Annotated in this window: 17 protein-coding genes; 12 read left to right on the forward strand and 5 right to left on the reverse strand. The window is 61.9% G+C overall.

Going from position 1 to position 18,729, the window contains the following annotated elements:
- Positions 1 to 7: 7 nt before the first annotated feature.
- The gene (gene hutH, locus AC6I8V_RS06355) at positions 8 to 1,561 is read right to left on the reverse strand and encodes a histidine ammonia-lyase (RefSeq protein ID WP_497845044.1); all 1,554 of its coding nucleotides are present in this window, start codon (positions 1,559 to 1,561) and stop codon (positions 8 to 10) included.
- A 318-nt stretch (positions 1,562 to 1,879) separates the two neighbouring features.
- Here hutH and hutC point away from each other — a divergent pair, with 318 nt between their 5' ends.
- Positions 1,880 to 2,635 carry a histidine utilization transcriptional repressor HutC gene (hutC, locus tag AC6I8V_RS06360; protein WP_497845045.1) on the forward strand — a complete coding sequence of 252 codons (756 nt, stop codon included), beginning with the start codon at positions 1,880 to 1,882 and terminating at the stop codon, positions 2,633 to 2,635.
- Here hutC and AC6I8V_RS06365 read toward each other — a convergent pair.
- Both AC6I8V_RS06365 and AC6I8V_RS06370 read right to left on the reverse strand, forming a co-directional pair.
- Complete coding sequence (locus AC6I8V_RS06365) at positions 2,619 to 3,161, reverse strand: HutD/Ves family protein (protein ID WP_497845046.1); 543 nt, start codon at positions 3,159 to 3,161, stop codon at positions 2,619 to 2,621. The two genes, hutC and AC6I8V_RS06365, sit on opposite strands and share 17 nt — an antisense overlap.
- A complete protein-coding gene (locus AC6I8V_RS06370) occupies positions 3,158 to 4,513 on the reverse strand; it encodes a formimidoylglutamate deiminase (protein WP_497845047.1) in 1,356 nt (451 codons plus the stop codon). The genes AC6I8V_RS06365 and AC6I8V_RS06370 overlap by 4 nt, the downstream gene beginning before the upstream one ends.
- An 88-nt stretch (positions 4,514 to 4,601) precedes the next feature.
- Here AC6I8V_RS06370 and hutI point away from each other — a divergent pair, with 88 nt between their 5' ends.
- The 7 genes from hutI to AC6I8V_RS06405 all read left to right on the forward strand — a co-directional run bounded on the left by hutI (position 4,602) and on the right by AC6I8V_RS06405 (position 11,677).
- Positions 4,602 to 5,819 carry an imidazolonepropionase gene (hutI, locus tag AC6I8V_RS06375; RefSeq protein ID WP_497845048.1) on the forward strand — a complete coding sequence of 406 codons (1,218 nt, stop codon included), beginning with the start codon at positions 4,602 to 4,604 and terminating at the stop codon, positions 5,817 to 5,819.
- Positions 5,816 to 6,607 carry an N-formylglutamate deformylase gene (gene hutG, locus AC6I8V_RS06380; RefSeq protein ID WP_497845049.1) on the forward strand — a complete coding sequence of 264 codons (792 nt, stop codon included), beginning with the start codon at positions 5,816 to 5,818 and terminating at the stop codon, positions 6,605 to 6,607. Before hutI ends, hutG begins: the two co-directional genes overlap by 4 nt.
- 466 nt (positions 6,608 to 7,073) lie before the next feature.
- Entirely contained in the window at positions 7,074 to 7,922 is an 849-nt protein-coding gene (locus tag AC6I8V_RS06385; protein WP_497845051.1) for a transporter substrate-binding domain-containing protein, read from the forward strand.
- Between the two features lie 12 nt (positions 7,923 to 7,934).
- Entirely contained in the window at positions 7,935 to 8,654 is a 720-nt protein-coding gene (locus AC6I8V_RS06390; RefSeq protein ID WP_497845052.1) for an ABC transporter permease, read from the forward strand.
- Positions 8,655 to 8,665: 11 nt separating this feature from the next.
- Positions 8,666 to 9,394 carry an ABC transporter permease gene (locus AC6I8V_RS06395; protein ID WP_497845053.1) on the forward strand — a complete coding sequence of 243 codons (729 nt, stop codon included), beginning with the start codon at positions 8,666 to 8,668 and terminating at the stop codon, positions 9,392 to 9,394.
- A gap of 1 nt (position 9,395) precedes the next feature.
- A complete protein-coding gene (locus AC6I8V_RS06400) occupies positions 9,396 to 10,190 on the forward strand; it encodes an ABC transporter ATP-binding protein (protein ID WP_497845054.1) in 795 nt (264 codons plus the stop codon).
- Positions 10,187 to 11,677 carry an HAL/PAL/TAL family ammonia-lyase gene (locus AC6I8V_RS06405; RefSeq protein WP_497845055.1) on the forward strand — a complete coding sequence of 497 codons (1,491 nt, stop codon included), beginning with the start codon at positions 10,187 to 10,189 and terminating at the stop codon, positions 11,675 to 11,677. The genes AC6I8V_RS06400 and AC6I8V_RS06405 overlap by 4 nt, the downstream gene beginning before the upstream one ends.
- Here the strand turns inward: AC6I8V_RS06405 and AC6I8V_RS06410 are convergent.
- Both AC6I8V_RS06410 and AC6I8V_RS06415 read right to left on the reverse strand, forming a co-directional pair.
- Positions 11,674 to 12,306, reverse strand: coding sequence for a flavin reductase family protein (locus AC6I8V_RS06410; protein WP_497845056.1), 633 nt, complete (start codon positions 12,304 to 12,306; stop codon positions 11,674 to 11,676). The two genes, AC6I8V_RS06405 and AC6I8V_RS06410, sit on opposite strands and share 4 nt — an antisense overlap.
- A 123-nt stretch (positions 12,307 to 12,429) precedes the next feature.
- Positions 12,430 to 14,541 (reverse strand): TonB-dependent siderophore receptor, encoded by a 2,112-nt coding sequence (locus AC6I8V_RS06415; RefSeq protein WP_497845057.1) that lies wholly within the window; start codon positions 14,539 to 14,541, stop codon positions 12,430 to 12,432.
- Between the two features lie 201 nt (positions 14,542 to 14,742).
- On the opposite strand from AC6I8V_RS06415, the gene AC6I8V_RS06420 reads away from it, so the two are divergent.
- The 4 genes from AC6I8V_RS06420 to AC6I8V_RS06435 all read left to right on the forward strand — a co-directional run bounded on the left by AC6I8V_RS06420 (position 14,743) and on the right by AC6I8V_RS06435 (position 18,725).
- Entirely contained in the window at positions 14,743 to 15,648 is a 906-nt protein-coding gene (locus tag AC6I8V_RS06420) for a LysR family transcriptional regulator (RefSeq protein WP_497845058.1), read from the forward strand.
- Between the two features lie 111 nt (positions 15,649 to 15,759).
- A complete protein-coding gene (locus AC6I8V_RS06425) occupies positions 15,760 to 17,619 on the forward strand; it encodes an FUSC family protein (RefSeq protein ID WP_497845059.1) in 1,860 nt (619 codons plus the stop codon).
- Positions 17,609 to 17,803, forward strand: a complete 195-nt coding sequence (locus AC6I8V_RS06430) for a DUF1656 domain-containing protein (protein WP_497845060.1) — start codon at positions 17,609 to 17,611, stop codon at positions 17,801 to 17,803. Before AC6I8V_RS06425 ends, AC6I8V_RS06430 begins: the two co-directional genes overlap by 11 nt.
- Positions 17,796 to 18,725, forward strand: coding sequence for an efflux RND transporter periplasmic adaptor subunit (locus tag AC6I8V_RS06435; RefSeq protein WP_497845061.1), 930 nt, complete (start codon positions 17,796 to 17,798; stop codon positions 18,723 to 18,725). The genes AC6I8V_RS06430 and AC6I8V_RS06435 overlap by 8 nt, the downstream gene beginning before the upstream one ends.
- The last annotated feature ends 4 nt before the right edge of the window (positions 18,726 to 18,729 follow it).

The following is an 18,729-nucleotide window of genomic DNA, read 5'->3' on the forward strand; positions in this document are numbered from 1 at the left end:
CCTTAATTCAACATTGGGTGGTGCGCATGCTCGGCAGCAGCGCTGAAAGGGCTTCCGGCCAGGCGTTATTGCTGGCCCACTGGCGCATGGCATCGATATCTGGCGCCAGTAAACGGTCTTGATCGAGGAAGGCGACCTGCGCGCGGATGCGGCCCATCTCCTGCTCGATCAGGGTGGAGCTTTGCAGCGGGCGATGGAAATCGATGCCCTGGGCGGCAGCCATCGCTTCAATCCCCACCACGGCGGCGGTGTTGAAGCACATGCTGCCGAGACGGCGCGCCGCATAGGTCGCCATCGAAACATGGTCTTCCTGGTTGGCGGAGGTCGGCAGGCTGTCCACGCTGCCCGGATGGGCCAGCGATTTGTTTTCTGAGGCCAGCGCCGCCGCTGTGACCTGGGCGATCATAAACCCGGAGTTGACACCCCCGTCGCGCACCAGGAATGGCGGCAGGCCAGACAGGCCGGTATCCAGCAGCAGCGCCAGACGACGCTCGGAAATCGCACCCACTTCGGCAATCGCCAGCGCGAGGATGTCGGCGGCGAATGCCACCGGCTCGGCGTGGAAGTTGCCGCCGGAAATCACGTCGCCGCTGTCGCTGAACACCAGCGGGTTATCCGAGGCGGCGTTAGCTTCAATCTGCAATATGCGTGCGGCATGGCTGAGGTTATCAAGACAGGCGCCCATCACCTGCGGAACGCAGCGGATGGAGTAGGGGTCCTGCACCCGGCCGCAGTTAGCGTGCGAGCCGAGGATTTCGCTGCCTGCCAGCAGCGTGCTGACCGCAGCGGCAACGGCAATTTGCCCCTGCTGGCCGCGCGCCTGATGAATTCGGGCATCGAAGGGTTTTACCGAGCCTTTGATCGCTTCCAGCGACAGCGCACCGGCCATCAGTCCGGCGGCAAACAGGTTTTCCGCTTCGAACAGGCCACGCAGCGCCAGCGCGTTGGAAACCTGGGTGCCGTTGAGCAGCGCCAGACCCTCTTTTGGACCGAGGACAAACGGCGTCAGGCCGACGCGCGCCAGCCCTTCAGTGGCCGGGATCAGCGCGCCATCAACCCGCACATGGCCTTCGCCCAGCAGCATCAGCGACAGATGCGCCAGCGGAGCCAGATCGCCTGAGGCGCCTACCGATCCCTTCTCCGGGATGCACGGCATCACACCGGCGTTGAACAGGGCCAGCAGCGCTTCAATCAGGGCGATACGCACGCCGGAATGGCCGCGCGCCAGGCTGATAATCTTGGTCGCCACCACCAGACGGGTCACGTTGTCAGGCAGCAGATCGCCCAGACCCACGCTGTGCGACAGCACCAGGTTACGCTGCAACTCCGCCAGACGCGCGGCCGGGATTTGCGTCTGCGCCAGCTTGCCGAAACCGGTGTTGATGCCGTACACCACGTTGCCCGATGCGACGATGGCATCGACGGTGGCGCTGGCACGATCGATGGCGGCACGCGCTTCATCAGCCAGCGTCAGTGCGACGCCACCCTGGTAAATCGCACGCAGTGTGGCGAGGTCCACTTCACCGGGAACGAGGCGAATGTTCTGAACCGAACCTGACATAGTCTACTCCTGTCTATACAAGTAAAACGGCACTCACCGGGTAAAATCAGACTGTGGAAGTTTTTCCGGTGACACCCTGAATGATGCGAGTGAAGCATAAGTGTCTATTCTTGTCTATACAAGTAGCAAGCGCTGTGCCAGATTGATCACATTCTGTGAATAGCGCCGCAGCGCGGATTGGCAAACAGATCGCGTGCAGCGTTGCACCGTAATAAGGCGCAGACTGCACAAGCGGCGGGCGGTTTGCACGCTGGGATGTATATACATTTGCGGCCTGAGACAGTAAACTCGGGACACTATCAGGAAAAGGAACAGGATATGGTTGAGCAAACGGCAATAGCACAACTGGCTGCGGCCATGGGTGATGAGCCTGCGCCGATTTACCAGCGCGTTAAACAGGCGATTATCAGCCAGATCCGTGACGGTCACTGGAAGGCCAATCAGCGCGTACCTTCGGAAAGCGAGCTGGTGAATGAGCTTGGCGTCAGCCGCATGACCATCAACCGTGCGCTGCGCGAACTGACCAGCGAAGGGTTTCTGGTGCGGATGCAGGGCGTCGGCACTTTTGTCGCCGAGATGAAGGGCTACACCGCGATGCTGGAAGTGCACAACATCGCCGATGAAATCGCCCAGCGCGGCCATACCCATAGCTGCAAAATTTTGTCGCTGGGACAGATGAAGGCGGACCCGGAGCAGGCGGCGGTGCTGGGGTTATCCACCGGCCAGACGCTGTACCATTCGCTGATCGTCCATTATGAAAACGAGTTGCCGGTGCAGCTGGAAGATCGTCTGGTCAACCCGCTGGTGGCGCCGGATTATCTCAGCCAGGATTACCACAGCCTGACGCCGTACACCTACCTGATGCGCGTGGCGCCGCTCACTGCCGGTGAACATATTGTGGAAGCGGTGCTGCCGGATCTGCGCCAGCGTAAGCATCTGGCGCTGGATGAGCACGAACCCTGCTTACTGATCCGCCGTCAGACGTGGAGCGACACCAAAATCGTGACCTATGCGCGTCTGCTCTATCCCGGCTCACGTTACAAGCTGCTGGGTCGCTTCAGAGGACACGGCTAAGCGCGGTAAACAACAGGCTGGCATCGACTGAGCGCGGTGCCAGCTGCGTGATCTCATCCAGCCACCACATCCCCTGATTCACCCGCAAAATCTCCCCGTCTGCGCACTGCCACTCTCCCGCCAGCACCCAGGCCACGCCGTGTTCACTGCTTATCGCCTGCTGCTGCACTCTGACATCAGCCTGCCAGCGGCCGCGCCGCGTCATGATATTGAAGTCCTGACAGGCGTGCTGCCCGATACGGGCTTCAATTGCCCATTCGCCGGGAAATGGCCACGGCTGATGCGGCTGCAATTGCTGCTGCGCGTGTTCGCAGCTGAGCAACACGCTGTCGCCGTGCAGCAGGGTGATCACCCGATCGATGCCGGGGAAGGGCGAAAACGGCCCGTCGGCGGCAATGGTCGCGATACTGGCGCGCCAGGCAAAATCCGCCTCGCCGGGCGGATAGCTGATGATTTCGCGCGTCTCGCCGCCGCCATTGCGCCAGCGGCTGACCGGTAAGGTGTCGTAGTCGAAGCGGGTTATCATCGCAGCGCCCTCATCGCCGCAGCGAAGCGTGCGGCGCAGGCCTCTTCCGCCGGGTGATGGCCTTGTTCGATCACCGCCTTGCCCGCCACATAGACATCACGGATCTGATCCCGCTGCCCGGCAAACAGCCAGCGATTGAGCAGCGCGGCGTTATCCACGCTGCTTAACCATGCGTCCTGTTGCAGCACCAGCCAGTCGGCGCGTTTGCCCGGCGCCAGCTCACCGGCGTTGACGCCACAGGCCTGCGCGCCACCCTGCGCCGCCTGCTGCCACAGCAGGTCGCCTACCGAGGACTGAGAGGCGGTGGTGATGCGGTTGCGTCGCCGATCGCGCAGTCGCTGACCGTACTCCAGCCAGCGCAGCTCCTCCAGCGCGCTGAGCGACACATGGCTGTCGGAACCGATGCCCCAGCGTCCGCCTTGTGCGATGTACGCCACCGCCGGGAAGATACCATCGCCGAGGTTGGCCTCGGTAGTCGGGCACAGGCCCGCCACCGCACCGCTGGCCGCGAGACGGCTGATTTCGTCTTCATCAAGATGGGTGGCGTGAATCAGGCACCAGCGCGCATCGACAGCAAAGCGATTCAGCAGCCACGCCACCGGACGTTCGCCGCTCCACGCCAGGCTGTCATTGACCTCTTTCTCCTGCTCGGCCACATGGATATGCACCGGCAGATCATTCGGGCTGGCCGCCAGCACCGTCTGCATTTGCGCCTCATTCACCGCGCGCAGTGAGTGGAAGCACAGGCCGCGATTCAACAATGGCTTGTCTGCCACCCAGCCGGCAAGGCGCTGCTGCTGGTGCAGGTACGCATCGGTCTGCTGGATAAAACGGCGCTGGCCGTCGCTGGCCGGTTGCGAACCAAAGCCGCTGTAGCTGTACAGCACGGGCAGCAGGGTCTGGCCGATACCGGCGGTCTCCGCCGCCGCCATCAGCTGTTGCAACATATCATCGTGCGGATAGGCCTGACCGGCGGCATCGTGGTGCAGATAGTGGAATTCCGCCACCTGGCTGTAGCCGCCTTTCAGCATCTCGATATACAGCAAAGCGGCGATATCACCCACCTGCTGCGGCGACAGCCGCTGCACCATGCGGTACATCAGATCGCGCCAGGTCCAGAAGCTGTCCTGCGGATCGCCCGCCACTTCCGCCAGCCCGGCCATCGCGCGCTGGAAGGCATGGGAATGCAGGTTGGCAATCGCCGGGATCACCGCTCCGGCCAGACGCGTGGCATCATGGGGTTCGCTGTTCGGGGTCAGGGCGGTGATAACACCGGCCTGATTAACAGAAATCAGCACCTGCTCATGCCAGCCATCAGCCAGCAGTGCTCTGGGGGCAAAAAAAGTCGCCATGGTTGATCCTCAACGGCTGTTAGTTGTATATACATATACATACTTTAACCAGCAGTGTAAATCGCCAAAGGCGAAGGGGACACGGGGGATGGCAGAAGCGAAGCAGATCGACAGCCTGTGGCTGGGCGCGGATATCGTGACCATGCGTGAAGGCCGTTACAACCTGATTGCTGACGGGGCGCTGGCCGTCGATCAGGGCAGGCTGGTATGGGTCGGGCCGCGCAGTGCGCTACCCGCGTTTGTCGCGCGTCAGCAGCATGAATTTAACGGCGGCATCATCACGCCGGGGCTGGTGGATTGCCACACCCATCTGGTATTTGGCGGCGATCGCAGCGAGGAGTTTGAACAGCGTCTGAACGGCGTCAGCTATGCCGAGATCGCAGCAAAGGGCGGCGGAATTCTTTCCACGGTGCGCGCTACCCGCGCGGCGAGCCAGGCGGAGCTGGTGGCGTCAGCGCGCTGGCGCTTAGCGCGTCTGCTGGCGGAGGGCGTCACCACGGTGGAGATCAAATCCGGCTACGGGCTGGATGAGGCCAGCGAGCTGACCATGCTGCGGGCCATTCGTGAACTGGCGCAAACGGTGCCTGCGGATGTGCAGGCCACCTGTCTTGCGGCACACGGCTTCCCGCCGGAGTTTAAAGACAACCCACAAGGCTGGATCGATATTATCTGCGATCGACTGCTGCCGCAGGTTAAGGCGGCAGGGCTGGCGGATGCGGTTGATGCCTTCTGCGAACATCTGGCGTTCTCGCCTGAGCAGGTCAGCGCGGTGTTTGATAAAGCCAAAGCGCTGGGAATGCCGATCAAGCTTCATGCCGAGCAGCTATCCTCTCTGGGGGGCAGCGCGCTGGCGGCCCGTTATGGCGCGCTGTCTGCCGATCATCTGGAATATGCCACCGAGAGCGATGTGCAGGCGATGGCTGAGCATGGCACCGTGGCGGTGCTGCTGCCGGGGGCTTTTTATCTGCTGCGCGAAACCCAGCGGCCGCCGGTCGGCTTGTTCCGGCAGTATGGTGTGCCGATGGCGCTGGCCAGCGATGCCAATCCGGGCACCTCACCGGCGTTGTCGCTGCGTCTGATGCTGAATATGGGCTGCACGCTATTTGGCATGACGCCGGAGGAGGCGCTGGCGGGTGTGACCCTGTGGGGCGCGCAGGCGCTTGGTCTGCAACAGACGCACGGCTCGCTGGAGTCGGGCAAAGTGGCGAATTTTGTACACTGGCCGCTGGCCCGCCCGGCGGAACTGGTTTACTGGCTGGGCGGCGAATTGCCGTGCCAGGTTATCTATCGTGGAGAAGCGCAATGACACCGTTTCATTTTACTGCGGGCCGACTGCCGCTGCTGGTCAGCATTCCGCACGCCGGAACGCAACTGACGCCGGAAGTTGATGCCGGTTTAAGCGACGCCGCCCGCGGCCTGCCGGACACCGACTGGCATATTCCGCTGCTGTATGATTTTGTGCGCGACCTGGGTGCCAGCGTGCTGATTGGCCACTTTTCACGCTTTGTTATCGATCTTAATCGTCCACCGGACAACCAGCCGCTCTATACCACCGCGACCACCGGGTTATACCCGGAAACGCTGTTTGACGGCACCCCGACCTTTGCGCCGGGCAAAACCCCGACGGCGGAGCAGCGCCAGGGCTATCTGGATCATATCTGGCAGCCGTATCACCAGCAGATCCAGCAGGAGCTGGCGCGCCTCAAAGCCGAGCATGGTTATGCGTTGCTGTTTGACGCGCACTCAATTGCTTCGGAGATCCCGCGCCTGTTTGATGGGCGATTGCCGGATTTGAATATCGGCACCAACCAGGGGGCCAGCTGTTCACCGGCGGTAACGGCGGCGATTGAAGCGGTGTGTGAGGCGCAAAGCGATTACAGCTGGGTGGTTAACGGACGCTTTAAGGGCGGCTATATCACCCGCGCCTATGGGCAGCCGGAGCAGGGCGTACAGGCGGTGCAGCTGGAGCTGGCGCAGATTAATTATATGGATGAAACCCCGCCGTTCGCCTGGCAGCAGGCGCGCGCCGCGCAGTTGCAGAAGGTGCTGAAGCCGCTGTTGCAGGCGTTTTTGCAGCAGGGTAAACCCGCCTGAAAAGAGTGCGGTTTTCTATAGGGTCGGCATAAATGCCGACCCTACATGGTGTAGGGTGCGCATTCATGCGCACCGTTTCAATGGCCGCACGACAGGGATGACGCATTCATGCGCACCGGATTAAGTGCGGTTTTCTATACGGCACCCTTAATGGCGTCCCTCCATCCCCAACACAGGTCTTGCGCCAGCAAAGTGCACCTGCTGCCGCTTGCCGGTGCAACGCGATAATCTCTCTCCGCTTAACCCTCTGATTTCCCCCATCCCGCGAGCTGGCACAGCCCTTGCTTGGTTGTATGTACAAGTAAAGACCGCGTGCTGATTACCACGATTTATTCTGTCTGGCTCACAAAAAGCTCAAGCCGACAATGATCTGGCGCACGCTAACTTGTATATACATGAAATGTCATCTGCAAAAAAATACCTGAGCAGAGGCAGCCCATACCGATTACCGACCAGGAGAAGCCGCATGACGACCCGCATCACATTTCGCCGTTTTTGCCTCACGACCCTGTTTTCCAGCCTGCTGCTGAGCGGTGTTGCCGCACAGGCCAAAGAATGGAAATCGATCACCATTGCCACTGAAGGCAGTTACGAACCCTGGAACCTGACGCTGCCGGGCGGCAAGCTCGGGGGCTTTGAGCCGGAACTGATGGCCGACCTGTGCAAACGTATGGGGGTTCAGTGCAAGCTGGTGGTGCAGAACTGGGACGGAATGATCGCCGGACTCAACGCCGGAAAATATGACGTGATCATGGATGCGATTGTTATCACGCCGGACCGGAAAAAAGTGGTCAGCTTCACCACGCCCTATGCCTCAACGCCTGCCACCTTTATCACCGTGAAGGACACGCTGCTGCCGCCGGATAGCCACATCATCAAGCTGCACGACGATGCCAAAGAGATCGAACCGGCGATTGCAGCGCTGAAAGCGGCGCTGAAAGGCAAAACCATCGGTATCGCCTCCGGCACCGTCTATACGCCGTTTATCGATAAATACTTCAAAGATGTCGCTGACGTGCGCGAGTACACCACCTCTGCTGATGCCATTCTTGATTTGCAGGCCGGGCGCATCGATGCGGTGTTCGATGACGTCACCTTTGCGCAGTCCATGCTGGCACGTAAAGAGAACAGCAACCTGACCTTCAGCGGCCCACAGCTCGGCGGCCCGATCTGGGGCGAAGGGGAGGCGATGGGGGTGCGCATGGCGGACAGCGATCTGAAAGCCAAACTCGATGCCGCCATTCATGCGGCGCTGGCGGATGGCACCGTGAAAACCCTGAGCGAGAAATGGTTTAAAACCGACGTAACCCCGTAAGTGAGGTCAACCATGATGAGCCTGCTGAGTTTTGGTGCTGACGGCTGGGGGCGCCTGATCCTGAGCGCCACGCTAACCACCTTGCTGCTGTCGCTGGCGGCGCTGCTGATTGGGGCGCTGGTCGGCGCGGGTGTGGCGGCGGCCAAACTCTCCCATCAACGCTGGCTGCGCTGGCTGGGCGAAGCCTATTCCACGGTGTTTCGCGGCATCCCGGAACTGCTGGTGATCTACCTGTTCTACTTCGGTGGTTCCGGTCTTATCACCCTGGTCGGTCAGATGTTTGGCGCGGATGGCTTTATCGAAGCGCCGCCCTTTCTGATTGGCGCACTGGCGATCGGGCTTATCTCGGGTTCCTATCAGGGCGAAGTGTATCGGGCGGCGCGGCTGGCGCTGGCGAAAGGCGAGATTGAAGCCGCCGTGGCTATCGGGATGCCGCGCTGGCGCATTGCCCAGCGCATTCTGCTGCCGCAGGTGGTGCGCTATGCGCTGCCCGGCATGTCCAATGTCTGGCAGATGAGCCTGAAGGATTCGGCGCTGGTGTCGGTGACCGGGATTGTCGAGCTGATGCGCGCCAGCCAGATTGCCGCGGGATCGACCCGCGATTACTTCACCTTCTATCTGGTGGGCGGCGCCTGTTACCTGGTGCTGACCCTGCTTTCCAATCATGCGTTTCGTCGCGCGGAATCGCGCCTCGGACGTGCCTGGCAAAGTCGCACTGCGGCACAGCATTAAGGAGCAGCAGCATGATCGATTTCGCCTTTCTGAGCGACACCTTTCTCAAGCTGAGCGCCGCGCTGCCGGTGACGCTGGGCCTGTTTATCAGCGCATTTCTGTGCGGCGGCGTGCTGGCGCTGGGCATTCTGGCGCTGCGTATGAGCCGCTGGCGGGTGCTGAGCGGGTTCGCCCGTGGTTACATCCTGGTGTTTCGCGGCTCGCCGCTGCTGATCCAGCTGTTTCTGATCTACTACGGTCTCGGCCAGTTCGGCGTGATCCGCCATAGCTTTGTCTGGCCGTTCCTGCGCGAACCCTTCAGCTGCGCGGTGCTGGCGCTGGCGCTCTGTACCGCTGCCTACACCGCTGAGATTTTACGTGGCGCGCTGCTGGCGGTGCCGCCGGGTCAGGTTGAGGCCGGGCTGGCGTGCGGTATGTCGCGCGGCCTGCTGCTGCGGCGCATTATCGCGCCGATCATGCTGCGCTATGCCCTCCCGGCGTACTCCACCGAAGCGATTCTGCTGGTGAAATCCACCGCGCTTGCCAGCCTGGTGACGGTATGGGACGTCACCGGCGTGGCGCAGCAGATTATTCAGCGCACCTACCGCACCATGGAAGTGTTCCTGTGCGCCGCCGCTATCTATCTGATTCTGAACTTTATTATCGTCCAGCTTTACGCGCTGCTTGAGCGCCGTCTGACACCGGTGCATCGCGTCGAAAAAAAGCCGTTGCCCGCCGTTAAACCGATTGCCGGAGAGTGATATGCAAGACTTACCCCCGATTACCTTATCCGCCACCGACATCCATAAATCCTTTGGCGCGATGGAGGTGTTAAAAGGCATTAATTTGCAGGCGCGCAAAGGCGACGTGATTTCGATCCTCGGGGCCAGCGGCTCGGGCAAAAGTACGCTGCTGCGCTGCATTAACCTGCTGGAGACGCCGGATGCGGGCGTGGTCAGCGTCGGTGGCGAAACCATTGCGATGAAGCGCCACGCCCATGGCCATCAGCTGGCCGCCAACCCGAAACAGATTGAGCGTCTGCGCTCGCGGCTCGGCATGGTGTTCCAGAGCTTCAACCTGTGGTCGCATATGACGGTGCTGCAAAACGTGATTGAAGGCCCGCACTATGTGCTGAAGCGCGACAAAAAAAGCTGCATCGCTCAGGCGGAGCAGCTGCTGGATCGCGTTGGCCTGCTCAATCGCAAAGACTTCTACCCGGCGCAGCTGTCGGGCGGCCAGCAGCAGCGGGTCGCGATTGCCCGTGCGCTGGCGATGGACCCGGAAGTGATGCTGTTTGATGAACCCACCTCCGCGCTCGATCCGGAACTGGTGGGGGAAGTGCTGAAGGTGATGCGCAGCCTGGCGGAAGAGGGGCGCACCATGCTGGTGGTCACCCATGAAATGGGCTTTGCCCGCAACGTGTCGAACCGCGTGGTGTTTATGCATCAGGGCACCATCGATTGCGAAGGCGCACCGGACGCGTTGTTCGGCGATCAGGGTTCGCTGCGTTTTCAACAGTTTATCTCCAGCCATCAGCGTACGGAGCAACCGGCATGAGCGGCACAGTCATCTGGGGCGACAGCCCCGTAAGCTGGCAGGAGGTGGTGCAGGTGGCGCGCCACGGGGCGGAACTCACCCTCAGCGCCAGCGCCTGGCAGCGCATTGCGCAGGGGCGCGCGATCGTCGGCAGCATTGTCGCCAGCGGCCATATCGCCTACGGCATCAACACCGGGCTGGGCGCGCTGTGCAACATCACGCTGCCGGAAGCGCAGCTTAGCCAGCTGTCGCGCAATACGCTGCTCAGCCATGCCTGCGGCGTCGGGCCGCTGCTGCCTGCGGCAGAAGTGCGGGCGATTATGTGCGCCGCCGTCGCCAACTACAGCCACGGTAAATCCGGCGTGTCGGTTGCGCTGGTGCAGCACCTGCTGGCGCTGCTCAATCAACAGATCACCCCGCAGGTGCCGTCGCAGGGATCGGTCGGTTATCTCACCCATATGGCGCATATCGGGCTGGCGCTGATTGGCGTCGGCGAGGTGACGTATCAGCAGCAAATTATGCCTGCCGAACAGGCGCTGGCGCAGGCGGGATTAGCGCCGTATCGGCCAGGCGCGAAAGAGGGGTTGAGCCTGGTAAACGGTACGCCATGCATGACCGGACTCGCCTGTCTGGCGCTGGATGATGCCGCACGTCTGCTCGCCAGTGCCGACGTTACCGGCGCGATGAGCTTTGAAGCGCTGCGTGGTCAGCTGGCGGCATTTGATGCGGAGGTCATCGCGCTGAAAGCCAGTCCGGGGATGCAGCTCAGCGCCAGCCGGCTGCGTCAGCTGTTAAGCGACAGCCCGCTGTTGCGAGCCAGCGAAGGGGTGCGTACTCAGGATGCCCTCAGCCTGCGATCGATGCCGCAGGTGCACGGTGCCTGCCGCGATCAGTTCGATCATGCGCAGCGTCAGGTCAACACCGAACTTAACGCCTGCACCGATAATCCCCTGGTGCTCGGCACGCCGGATAACTGGCGCGTGGTGTCGCAGGCCAATCCGCACGGTGAATCGGTGGCGATGGCCTGCGATCTGCTGGCGATAGCGATGGCGGAGCTGGGCAGCATGGCGGAACGGCGGCTTGATCGACTGGTGAATCCGCTGGTCAGCGGGTTACCGGCGTTTCTGGTGGCGCAGCCGGGCGTCAACTCCGGCATGATGATCGCGCAGTACGTGGCGGCGTCGCTGTGTGCGGAGAACCGTCAGCTGGCGCAACCGGCGGTGCTGGATAACTATGTCACGTCCGGCTTGCAGGAAGATCATCTTAGCCTCGGCACCGGTGCGGCGCTGAAGCTGCTGAAGCTGACCGGCAATGTCTGGCAGATTCTGGCGATTGAGTATCTGCTGGCGGCGCAGGCGCTGGATTTCCACGGCGCCGACCAACTGGCGAGCGGCACGGCGCAGGCGTTAGCTCGCCTGCGTGCGGTGGTGGCGAACTGGCAGGAGGACCGCTGGCTGGCACCGGAAATGGCACGCGCCGTGCAGGTCCTCAAAAGTCACGCCGCTTAACCGCGACGCGCATCCGGGCGTACTAAATCAAAGCGCAGCGCTTCGCTGATGCCGTAATAGGCCGACGGGCCACCGGCACGCAGGATTGGCTGCGCTTTTGCGGTTTGATAGATGCCGTTCTCCAGCAGTTGCTCATCAATATGAATCGCCACCACTTCACCCAGCACCAGCCAGCTCTCCAGCGCGTTGCCGTGCGCATCCTGTAAATGAATGCACTGCGTCAGACGACACTCAAAATTGACCGGGCTTTCCGCCACCATGCTGACGTTGACATGCGAGGCGTTGATCGGGGTTAAGCCCGCCAGGGCGAACTCATCCTGCTCCGGCGGCACCGAGGCGGAGCTTTCGTTCATCGCTTCCGCCAGCGGACGGGTTGCCAGGTTCCAGACAAACTCTTTGCTCTCGCTGATGTTGCGCACGCTGTCCTTCCAGCCGCTGCTGGCGAAACCGATGATCGGCGGATGGTAGTTGAAGCAGTTAAAAAAGCTATAGGGCGCAAGGTTGCGCTGGCCACTGGCGCTTTGCGAACTGATCCAGCCAATCGGGCGCGGGCCGATGATGGCGTTGAGGGGATCGTGCGGTAAGCCGTGACCGGCGCGCGGTTGATAGGAATAGCGTTGACGCGTCATAACCTCTCCTGGGTGGGATAATCCTCTATCTTAGCGGTTTAGCCTCAGGCGAAACGGCAGAATTTGTGTAAGCGGATTGTGCGGTTGCAGGCCAGGTCAGCATCAATGCCGACCTGGTCAAACTCAGAAGCGATAACTCAGGGATACGGTCACATTGCGCGGTTCACCGTACAACACCTGATTATAAAAACCGTTCATCACCGTATAACGCTCATCAAACAGGTTGTTGAGATTAACGGTCACATCGGCGTGCGCGGTTAATGCATAGCGCGCCATCAGCGACGCCAGCGTATAGGACTGTTGTACCGTCTGGGTTGCCCCTGATGGGCCGGTGGCCGCCAGCCAGCTGCTGCTTTGCCAGGTGACGCCGCCGCCCAGCGTCAGATTGTCCAGCGCGCCGGGCAGCCGCCAGCTTGTGAACAGCCGGGCGGTGGTCCGCGGAAGCTGCGGGTTGAGGCGCGCACCGCTGCTGTCGGCGGCGGCAAAATTGGCGATGCCCAGCGCCATATTCCAGCCCGGCGTTAGCTCACCCTGCACATCCAGCTCCACGCCTTTCGAGGTGGTGCCATTAACGGCTTTATACGCCTGGCTGCCATCCGGCAGCAGATAGCCGCTGTCGGTGGTGGCGACATGGTCGAGATGGGTATCGAACAGCGCCAGCGAGGCATTAAGACGGCCATCCAGATAACGTCCTTTCAGCCCGATCTCACGGTTGTTGCCGTTGGTCGGTTTCAGCACCTGATTGTTGCGGTCGCGGTAGGTTTGCGGGTTAAAAATGGTGGTATAGCTGGTGTAGACCGCATAGGTGGGTGAAAGGGTATAAATCAGTCCGGCATAAGGGGTGATAGCGGCATGTTTTTCATAATGGAAATCGGTGCTGCCATCGGTTTGATCGATTTCGTACTGGTTAAGACGCGCCCCGACGATCAGCTTCAGCGGATCGGCCAGCGACAGGCGTAACGCGCTATACAGGCCGCGCTGGGTCGTTTCAGTGTGGGTGCGCGTCCAGGTCGCACTGGAGAAATCCGCTTCGGGATAATCGCCGTTCCACTGAAAAATATCGCCGATGGGGGTGGCGGGAAAAACGAAGCCGCTGCTGTCGGCATCTTCGATGCGTTTCGAGGCCATTACGCCCGCCACCAGCTCATGCTGACGGCCAAACAGTTCAAACGGCCCGCTCGCCATCGCGTCGATGCTGTTCTGGCGTGATTTGTCACGGCTGGCCAGCGCCACCGGCAGTAGTCCTTCACCGCTGCTGGCATCCGGGTAGCCTAAGCCGGAGAACAGCTCAGCATCGGATTTGGTGCGTTGCTGACTCAGGTTCGCGCGCACCTGCCAGCCATTATCAAAGCGTTGCTCAAGGTTGGCGAACAGGGTGCGCAGGTTGTTGTTCCAGTGGCTCCAGTTGGCGGCCAGACTGGCGGATCGCGGCCAGTTGGCTTGTTCACCATTGCTGAACCAGCGTGGCATCCCGCCCCAGGTGGAGCCTGTCGGTTTGATATTCTGCATATCGTAACCGACGCTCAGGGTGGTGTTGTCCGTCACATCGGCCTCGACCACGCCGTAAAACGCCTGTTTCTTTTGCTGGTAGCGATCAAGCCATGAGTGGCGCTGCTGCAAGGTGCCCACCACGCGGGCGCGCACCCGTCCATCGTCGGTTAGCGGGGCGGAGACATCCAGCATACTGCGATAGTTATCCCATGAACCGGCGCTGACCGCTGCCTGCGCCTGGAAGCTGTCCGTCGGCCGCTTGCGCACCAGATTGACGGATGCGCCGGGATTGCCTGCGCCGGTGAGTAAGCCGGTGGCGCCGCGCACCACTTCAATGCGGTCATAAAAGGCGGTGTCGATGAAACTGGCCCCGTCAACAAAGCTGGTGGGGATGCCATCGAACTGGAAACTGTCGATGCTGAAGCCACGGGAGAAGAAATCAACACGCTCGCTGTCGAGGGTGCGTGATTCGACGCCGGTGGTCGCCTCCAGCGCTGACTGCACGCTGTTCAGTTGCTGGTCGTCCATACGCTGACGGGTTAATACCGTCACCGACTGCGGCGTCTCCTGCGGAGACAGCGTTAAACCGGTGGCGGCCCGCGTTTCACCGGTGGTGTAGGACTGGGTCTCTTCCGTGGTGGCGCCGAGCGAGCCACTGCTTTCCACCAGCAGGGTGTTGTCATCGGCTGTCGCCAGCAGCGTGGTCAGTCCGGCGGCGAGGGCCGTGACGCGCGATAAGGTCATTAAAGGTTCCATGAGGTAGTGGTTTCTCTGCCAGTTATCATTTTTCGCATTCAAACGAGAATCATTTTCATTTACACTCCACCTTCGGTAAATGCCGCCGCACGCACTTTATCCGTGCGACAAACGCACGCCTCCACACAGGTTGTTAACCACAACGCGATGGGGGTAGGATGCGTTTTTTGCACTGATGCTGAGGCCACCATGAAACAACCGGATTTAAATCTGCTGCTGGCGCTGGATATTTTGCTGGAGGAGGGCAGCGTGGTGGCGGCGGCGCGGCGCATGAACCTCAGCGCGCCCGCCATGAGCCGCACGCTGGGACGTATCCGCGATACCCTGGGCGACCCGGTATTTGTGCAGGCCGGACGCAAGCTGGTGCCGACGCCGCGCGCGCTGGCGTTGCGCGAGCAGGTGCGCAGCGCGGTGGAGCAGGCCACGCAGGTGCTGGCCCCGGCCGGGGAAGTGGCGCTGGCGACGCTGGAACGGCGCTTCAATGTGCGCGCCAATGATATTTTTGTCGGGATCTATTCCGGTCGCCTGCTGGAGGCGATGGCGGCTGAAATGCCGCGCGCCATGCTGCATTTCTCCCCCGAAGCTGATGATGTCGATGATGAAACGCTGCGCAGCGGCCGTATCGATCTGTTTATCAGCGCGGCGCGTCAGCTGGGGCCGGAAATCCGCGTGCAGCCGCTGTTTACTACCCGCTTTGTCGGCATGGCGCGCGCCGATCATCCGATCTTTGACGCCGATATCACGCCGCAGCAGCTGACGCGCTGGGGCCATATCAGCATCTCCCGGCGTGGCAAATCCAGCGGGCCGATTGACCAGGCGCTGGCGCAGCTGGGCCTGCAACGTCAGGTTTCCCTGATTGTCGCGACGCCGTACACCGCGATCTTCTCGCTACAGGATTCGGATCTGCTGCTGCCGCTGCCGGAACATCTTGGGCGGCGCGCGCTGGCTGCCGGATTGCGTGTCCGGTTATTCGAACTGCCGGTGCCACTGGAAACCGTGCTGCTGACGCAGGCATGGCATCCGCGTTTCCAGCATGATGCCGCGCATCGCTGGCTGCGCCAGACCCTGCGCCAGCTCTGTTCCGCCGACGATTAAGCCTCAATGCCATGCGTGCGTCTGACGCACGTATCGATTCAAAAAAGGTCACTTCTCTGCACGCATCGCCAGATTTACAGTGAGCGCAAATTCACTGTAGAAGGGGGCGCCATGCGTTTCTGGCAACGTTATTCCTCGCTGGCCGGGTTCGATCTCACCACGCCGCGCGCAACCTATATTCTGCGTGCGCTGCTGGCCGCCAATCTGGCATTGGTCATCGCTTACTGGCTGCAACTGGATATGCCTTACTCCGCCGCCAGCACCGTGCTGCTGGTGCTGAATCCGGTGCAGGGCGCGGTGCTCGGCAAGGGCAAATGGCGCTTAATCGGTACCCTGGTGGGCATGGTGATGGCGTTAACCCTGATGGCCGCTTTCGCTCAGCAGCCGTGGCTGTTCGTATTAACCGAAAGCCTGTGGCTGGGGTTGTGCGTACTGGCGATGAGCGTACTGCGGCATTTTCGCGCGTCGGGGGCGGCAGTGGCGGGTTACACCATCGGCCTGGCGACGCTCGGCGCGATTCAGCATCCCGATCTGGCGTTTGAACATGCCATTGGGCGTGCCTCAACCGTGGCGGTGGGGGTGATCACTCTGGGGCTGGTTTCCGCCTTGTTTAGCCGCCGCAGCCTGGCAGGCAAGCTGGAAGCGCAGCTGCTGCGTCTGGCGACGACCACCGCGACACTACTGCACAGCGCGCCAGCGGTGGCCGGGCTTGCCCCGCAGCAAAAGCAGCTGCTGGCGGAGATTTACAGCCTTGACGATCTGCTGGCGGCGGGCCGTGCGGAGTCGCCGGTGCTGGCGCAGCAGGCGCAGGCCATTCGCCACGCGATGGAGCTGCTGTTTGTTATCGTTTCGGATCCCGCGCCGCACCCTGTATGGCAGCCGGTCGCGCAGGCGTTATCCACGGGTCTATCGGGGGTGAGCCACGCGCGACAGCTGTTGCTTCAGGCGCAGCCCGCCGATCTGGCGCAGCAGATGCAACGGGATAATTTTCTCACTCTGCTGCGGGTGGTGCAGCAGGTGGGACGCACGCCGCTGCGTCACAGCTGGCCGTCAGTCGGGTTTCATCGCGACTGGCCCGGTGCGCTGCGCAATGGCGCGCGCGCCTGCGTGACGCTGCTGCTGGCGGCCAGCATCTGGATCGTCAGTGGCTGGAGCAACGGTGACATCATGTTGCTGGTGATTGCGCCTTATTGCGCACTGCTCTCCACCGCCCCTCATCCGGCGGCGGGCGCGCAAAAATTCCTGCGTGGCACCCTGTATGCCATTCCGCTGGCGCTGATCTGTGCGTTTGTGGTGTTGCCGCTGATCAATGGCCTGCCGCTGTTGCTGCTGGTGCTGAGCCTGTTCTGGCTGCCGGGGATTTATGCCACCAGTTTTCCGCAGCATATGCTGAGCGGACTGGCGTATCTGGTGGGATTCAACACCCTGACGGCGGCCAGTAACCCGATGGTGTATGACGTCGCGCAGTTCTTTAACTGGTCGCTGGCCTGGCTGATGGGCACCGTACTGACGCTGCTGGCGTTTCAGCTGATGCCGCGTCGGCCGGAACGTTCACTGGCGCGGCTGCGTGAACATATCCGCCACAGCAGCTGTCAGCTGCTGGCCGGGCATCGGGCGCCGCTCGCCCGCTGGCAGCAGCACCAGCAGCACCGCATTGCGCAGCTGGGCACCCTGATGCGCGCCGATCCGCAGCAGGATCGGGTGCTGCAACAGGCGTTAGCCAGTCTGCATCTGGGACGTGAGCTGCTGCGCTTACAGCAGCTGTCCCATGACCCGATCATCGGCCTGACGCTGCAACGGATGGCGCGCCGTGCGACCAACCCGCGCCAGGCCGCGCGCCATGCGCAACGCGCAGCACAGCGGCTAAGCAACGTGCCCAACCCACCGCGCCAGGTCGCCAGCTTAACCGGGATCGCCGCCCTGTTAACCACCCATGCCCGCTATTTCGCCGGAGAACACCATGTTGAGTGAAGTGACGCTGGCGGGGCTGTATCTGCCGCCGCTTTTTGTCTACCTGTGTTTCACCTTTCCCCTGTTTATCGCGCTGCGTTTTTGTCTGCTGCGCTGCGGCGTGCTGCGTCTGGTGTGGCATCCCGCGCTGTTCGAGTTCGCCTTATCTTTTATTTTGCTGGCGGGGTTAATGCTGTATGTCTGAACTGAAGTGGCCGGTGAAAACCAGCCTGAAAATGTTGTTCACCCTGGTGGTGGTGGCAGTGGCGCTGTGGCTGGCCGTGGTGCTATGGCGCGCCTATGTGCTGGCGCCCTGGACGCGTGACGGGCGCGTCAGCGTGCAGGTGGTGCGGATTGCGCCGGAGGTCTCCGGTACGGTCACGGCAGTGCCGGTGGCGGATAACCAGTTTGTGGCGCGCGGTGCGCCGCTGTTCCAGCTCGATCCCGCACGTTTCCAGCTGGCGGTGAGTCAGGCCGAAGCGCAGCTGGCGCAAGCCAACGTCACCCTGACGCAGAAGCGCGATGAAGCGCAACGGCGGCAGAGCATGGCGGCCCTGATGGCGAAAGAGGAGTTGCAGCGCGCGCAGCAGGCGGCGCTGATTGCCCAGGCGGAGCAGCAGGAAGCGAGTGTGGCGCTGGCGGTGGCGCGGCTCGATTTGCAGCGCGCGACGCTGCGCGCCCCGGTGGATGGCTACGTCACCCATCTGCGCTTGCAGCAGGGCGATTTTGCCGTGGCGGGTACGCCAGCCATGGCGCTGGTGAATGCGCACAGCTTCTGGATCACCGGCTATTTCGAAGAGACCAAACTCCAGGCCATTCGGCCCGGCAGCCGCGCCACCATACATCTGATGGGCGATGCGCGCACGCTGCGCGGGCATGTGGTCAGCATTGGCCGTGGCATCACCGATGCCAATGAACTGGTCGATGCCCAGGGATTACCGAGTGTGGAACCGACCTTTAGCTGGATCCGACTGGCGCAGCGCATCCCGGTGCGCATCGCGCTGGACGCGCTGCCGCCCGATGTGGTGCTGGCGGCGGGCATGACATGCAGCATCACCGTGGACTCGGCGCAGTTTGACCAGCAGCCGCAAGGGCGTCTGACCGCGCTGCTGGCGCGCTGGCTGTAATTCC

It is taken from the genome of Pantoea sp. X-Soil-TKNS-1207 (genome assembly GCF_059730485.1).

Excerpts from the sequence above, each read along its gene's own strand:
- hutH (WP_497845044.1), bottom strand. The coding sequence starts at position 1,561 with ATGTCAGGTTCGGTTCAGAACATTCGCCTCGTTCCCGGTGAAGTGGAC.
- hutC (WP_497845045.1), top strand. The coding sequence starts at position 1,880 with ATGGTTGAGCAAACGGCAATAGCACAACTGGCTGCGGCCATGGGTGAT.
- AC6I8V_RS06365 (WP_497845046.1), bottom strand. The coding sequence starts at position 3,161 with ATGATAACCCGCTTCGACTACGACACCTTACCGGTCAGCCGCTGGCGC.
- AC6I8V_RS06370 (WP_497845047.1), bottom strand. The coding sequence starts at position 4,513 with ATGGCGACTTTTTTTGCCCCCAGAGCACTGCTGGCTGATGGCTGGCAT.
- hutI (WP_497845048.1), top strand. The coding sequence starts at position 4,602 with ATGGCAGAAGCGAAGCAGATCGACAGCCTGTGGCTGGGCGCGGATATC.
- hutG (WP_497845049.1), top strand. The coding sequence starts at position 5,816 with ATGACACCGTTTCATTTTACTGCGGGCCGACTGCCGCTGCTGGTCAGC.
- AC6I8V_RS06385 (WP_497845051.1), top strand. The coding sequence starts at position 7,074 with ATGACGACCCGCATCACATTTCGCCGTTTTTGCCTCACGACCCTGTTT.
- AC6I8V_RS06390 (WP_497845052.1), top strand. The coding sequence starts at position 7,935 with ATGATGAGCCTGCTGAGTTTTGGTGCTGACGGCTGGGGGCGCCTGATC.
- AC6I8V_RS06395 (WP_497845053.1), top strand. The coding sequence starts at position 8,666 with ATGATCGATTTCGCCTTTCTGAGCGACACCTTTCTCAAGCTGAGCGCC.
- AC6I8V_RS06400 (WP_497845054.1), top strand. The coding sequence starts at position 9,396 with ATGCAAGACTTACCCCCGATTACCTTATCCGCCACCGACATCCATAAA.
- AC6I8V_RS06405 (WP_497845055.1), top strand. The coding sequence starts at position 10,187 with ATGAGCGGCACAGTCATCTGGGGCGACAGCCCCGTAAGCTGGCAGGAG.
- AC6I8V_RS06410 (WP_497845056.1), bottom strand. The coding sequence starts at position 12,306 with ATGACGCGTCAACGCTATTCCTATCAACCGCGCGCCGGTCACGGCTTA.
- AC6I8V_RS06415 (WP_497845057.1), bottom strand. The coding sequence starts at position 14,541 with ATGACCTTATCGCGCGTCACGGCCCTCGCCGCCGGACTGACCACGCTG.
- AC6I8V_RS06420 (WP_497845058.1), top strand. The coding sequence starts at position 14,743 with ATGAAACAACCGGATTTAAATCTGCTGCTGGCGCTGGATATTTTGCTG.
- AC6I8V_RS06425 (WP_497845059.1), top strand. The coding sequence starts at position 15,760 with ATGCGTTTCTGGCAACGTTATTCCTCGCTGGCCGGGTTCGATCTCACC.
- AC6I8V_RS06430 (WP_497845060.1), top strand. The coding sequence starts at position 17,609 with ATGTTGAGTGAAGTGACGCTGGCGGGGCTGTATCTGCCGCCGCTTTTT.
- AC6I8V_RS06435 (WP_497845061.1), top strand. The coding sequence starts at position 17,796 with ATGTCTGAACTGAAGTGGCCGGTGAAAACCAGCCTGAAAATGTTGTTC.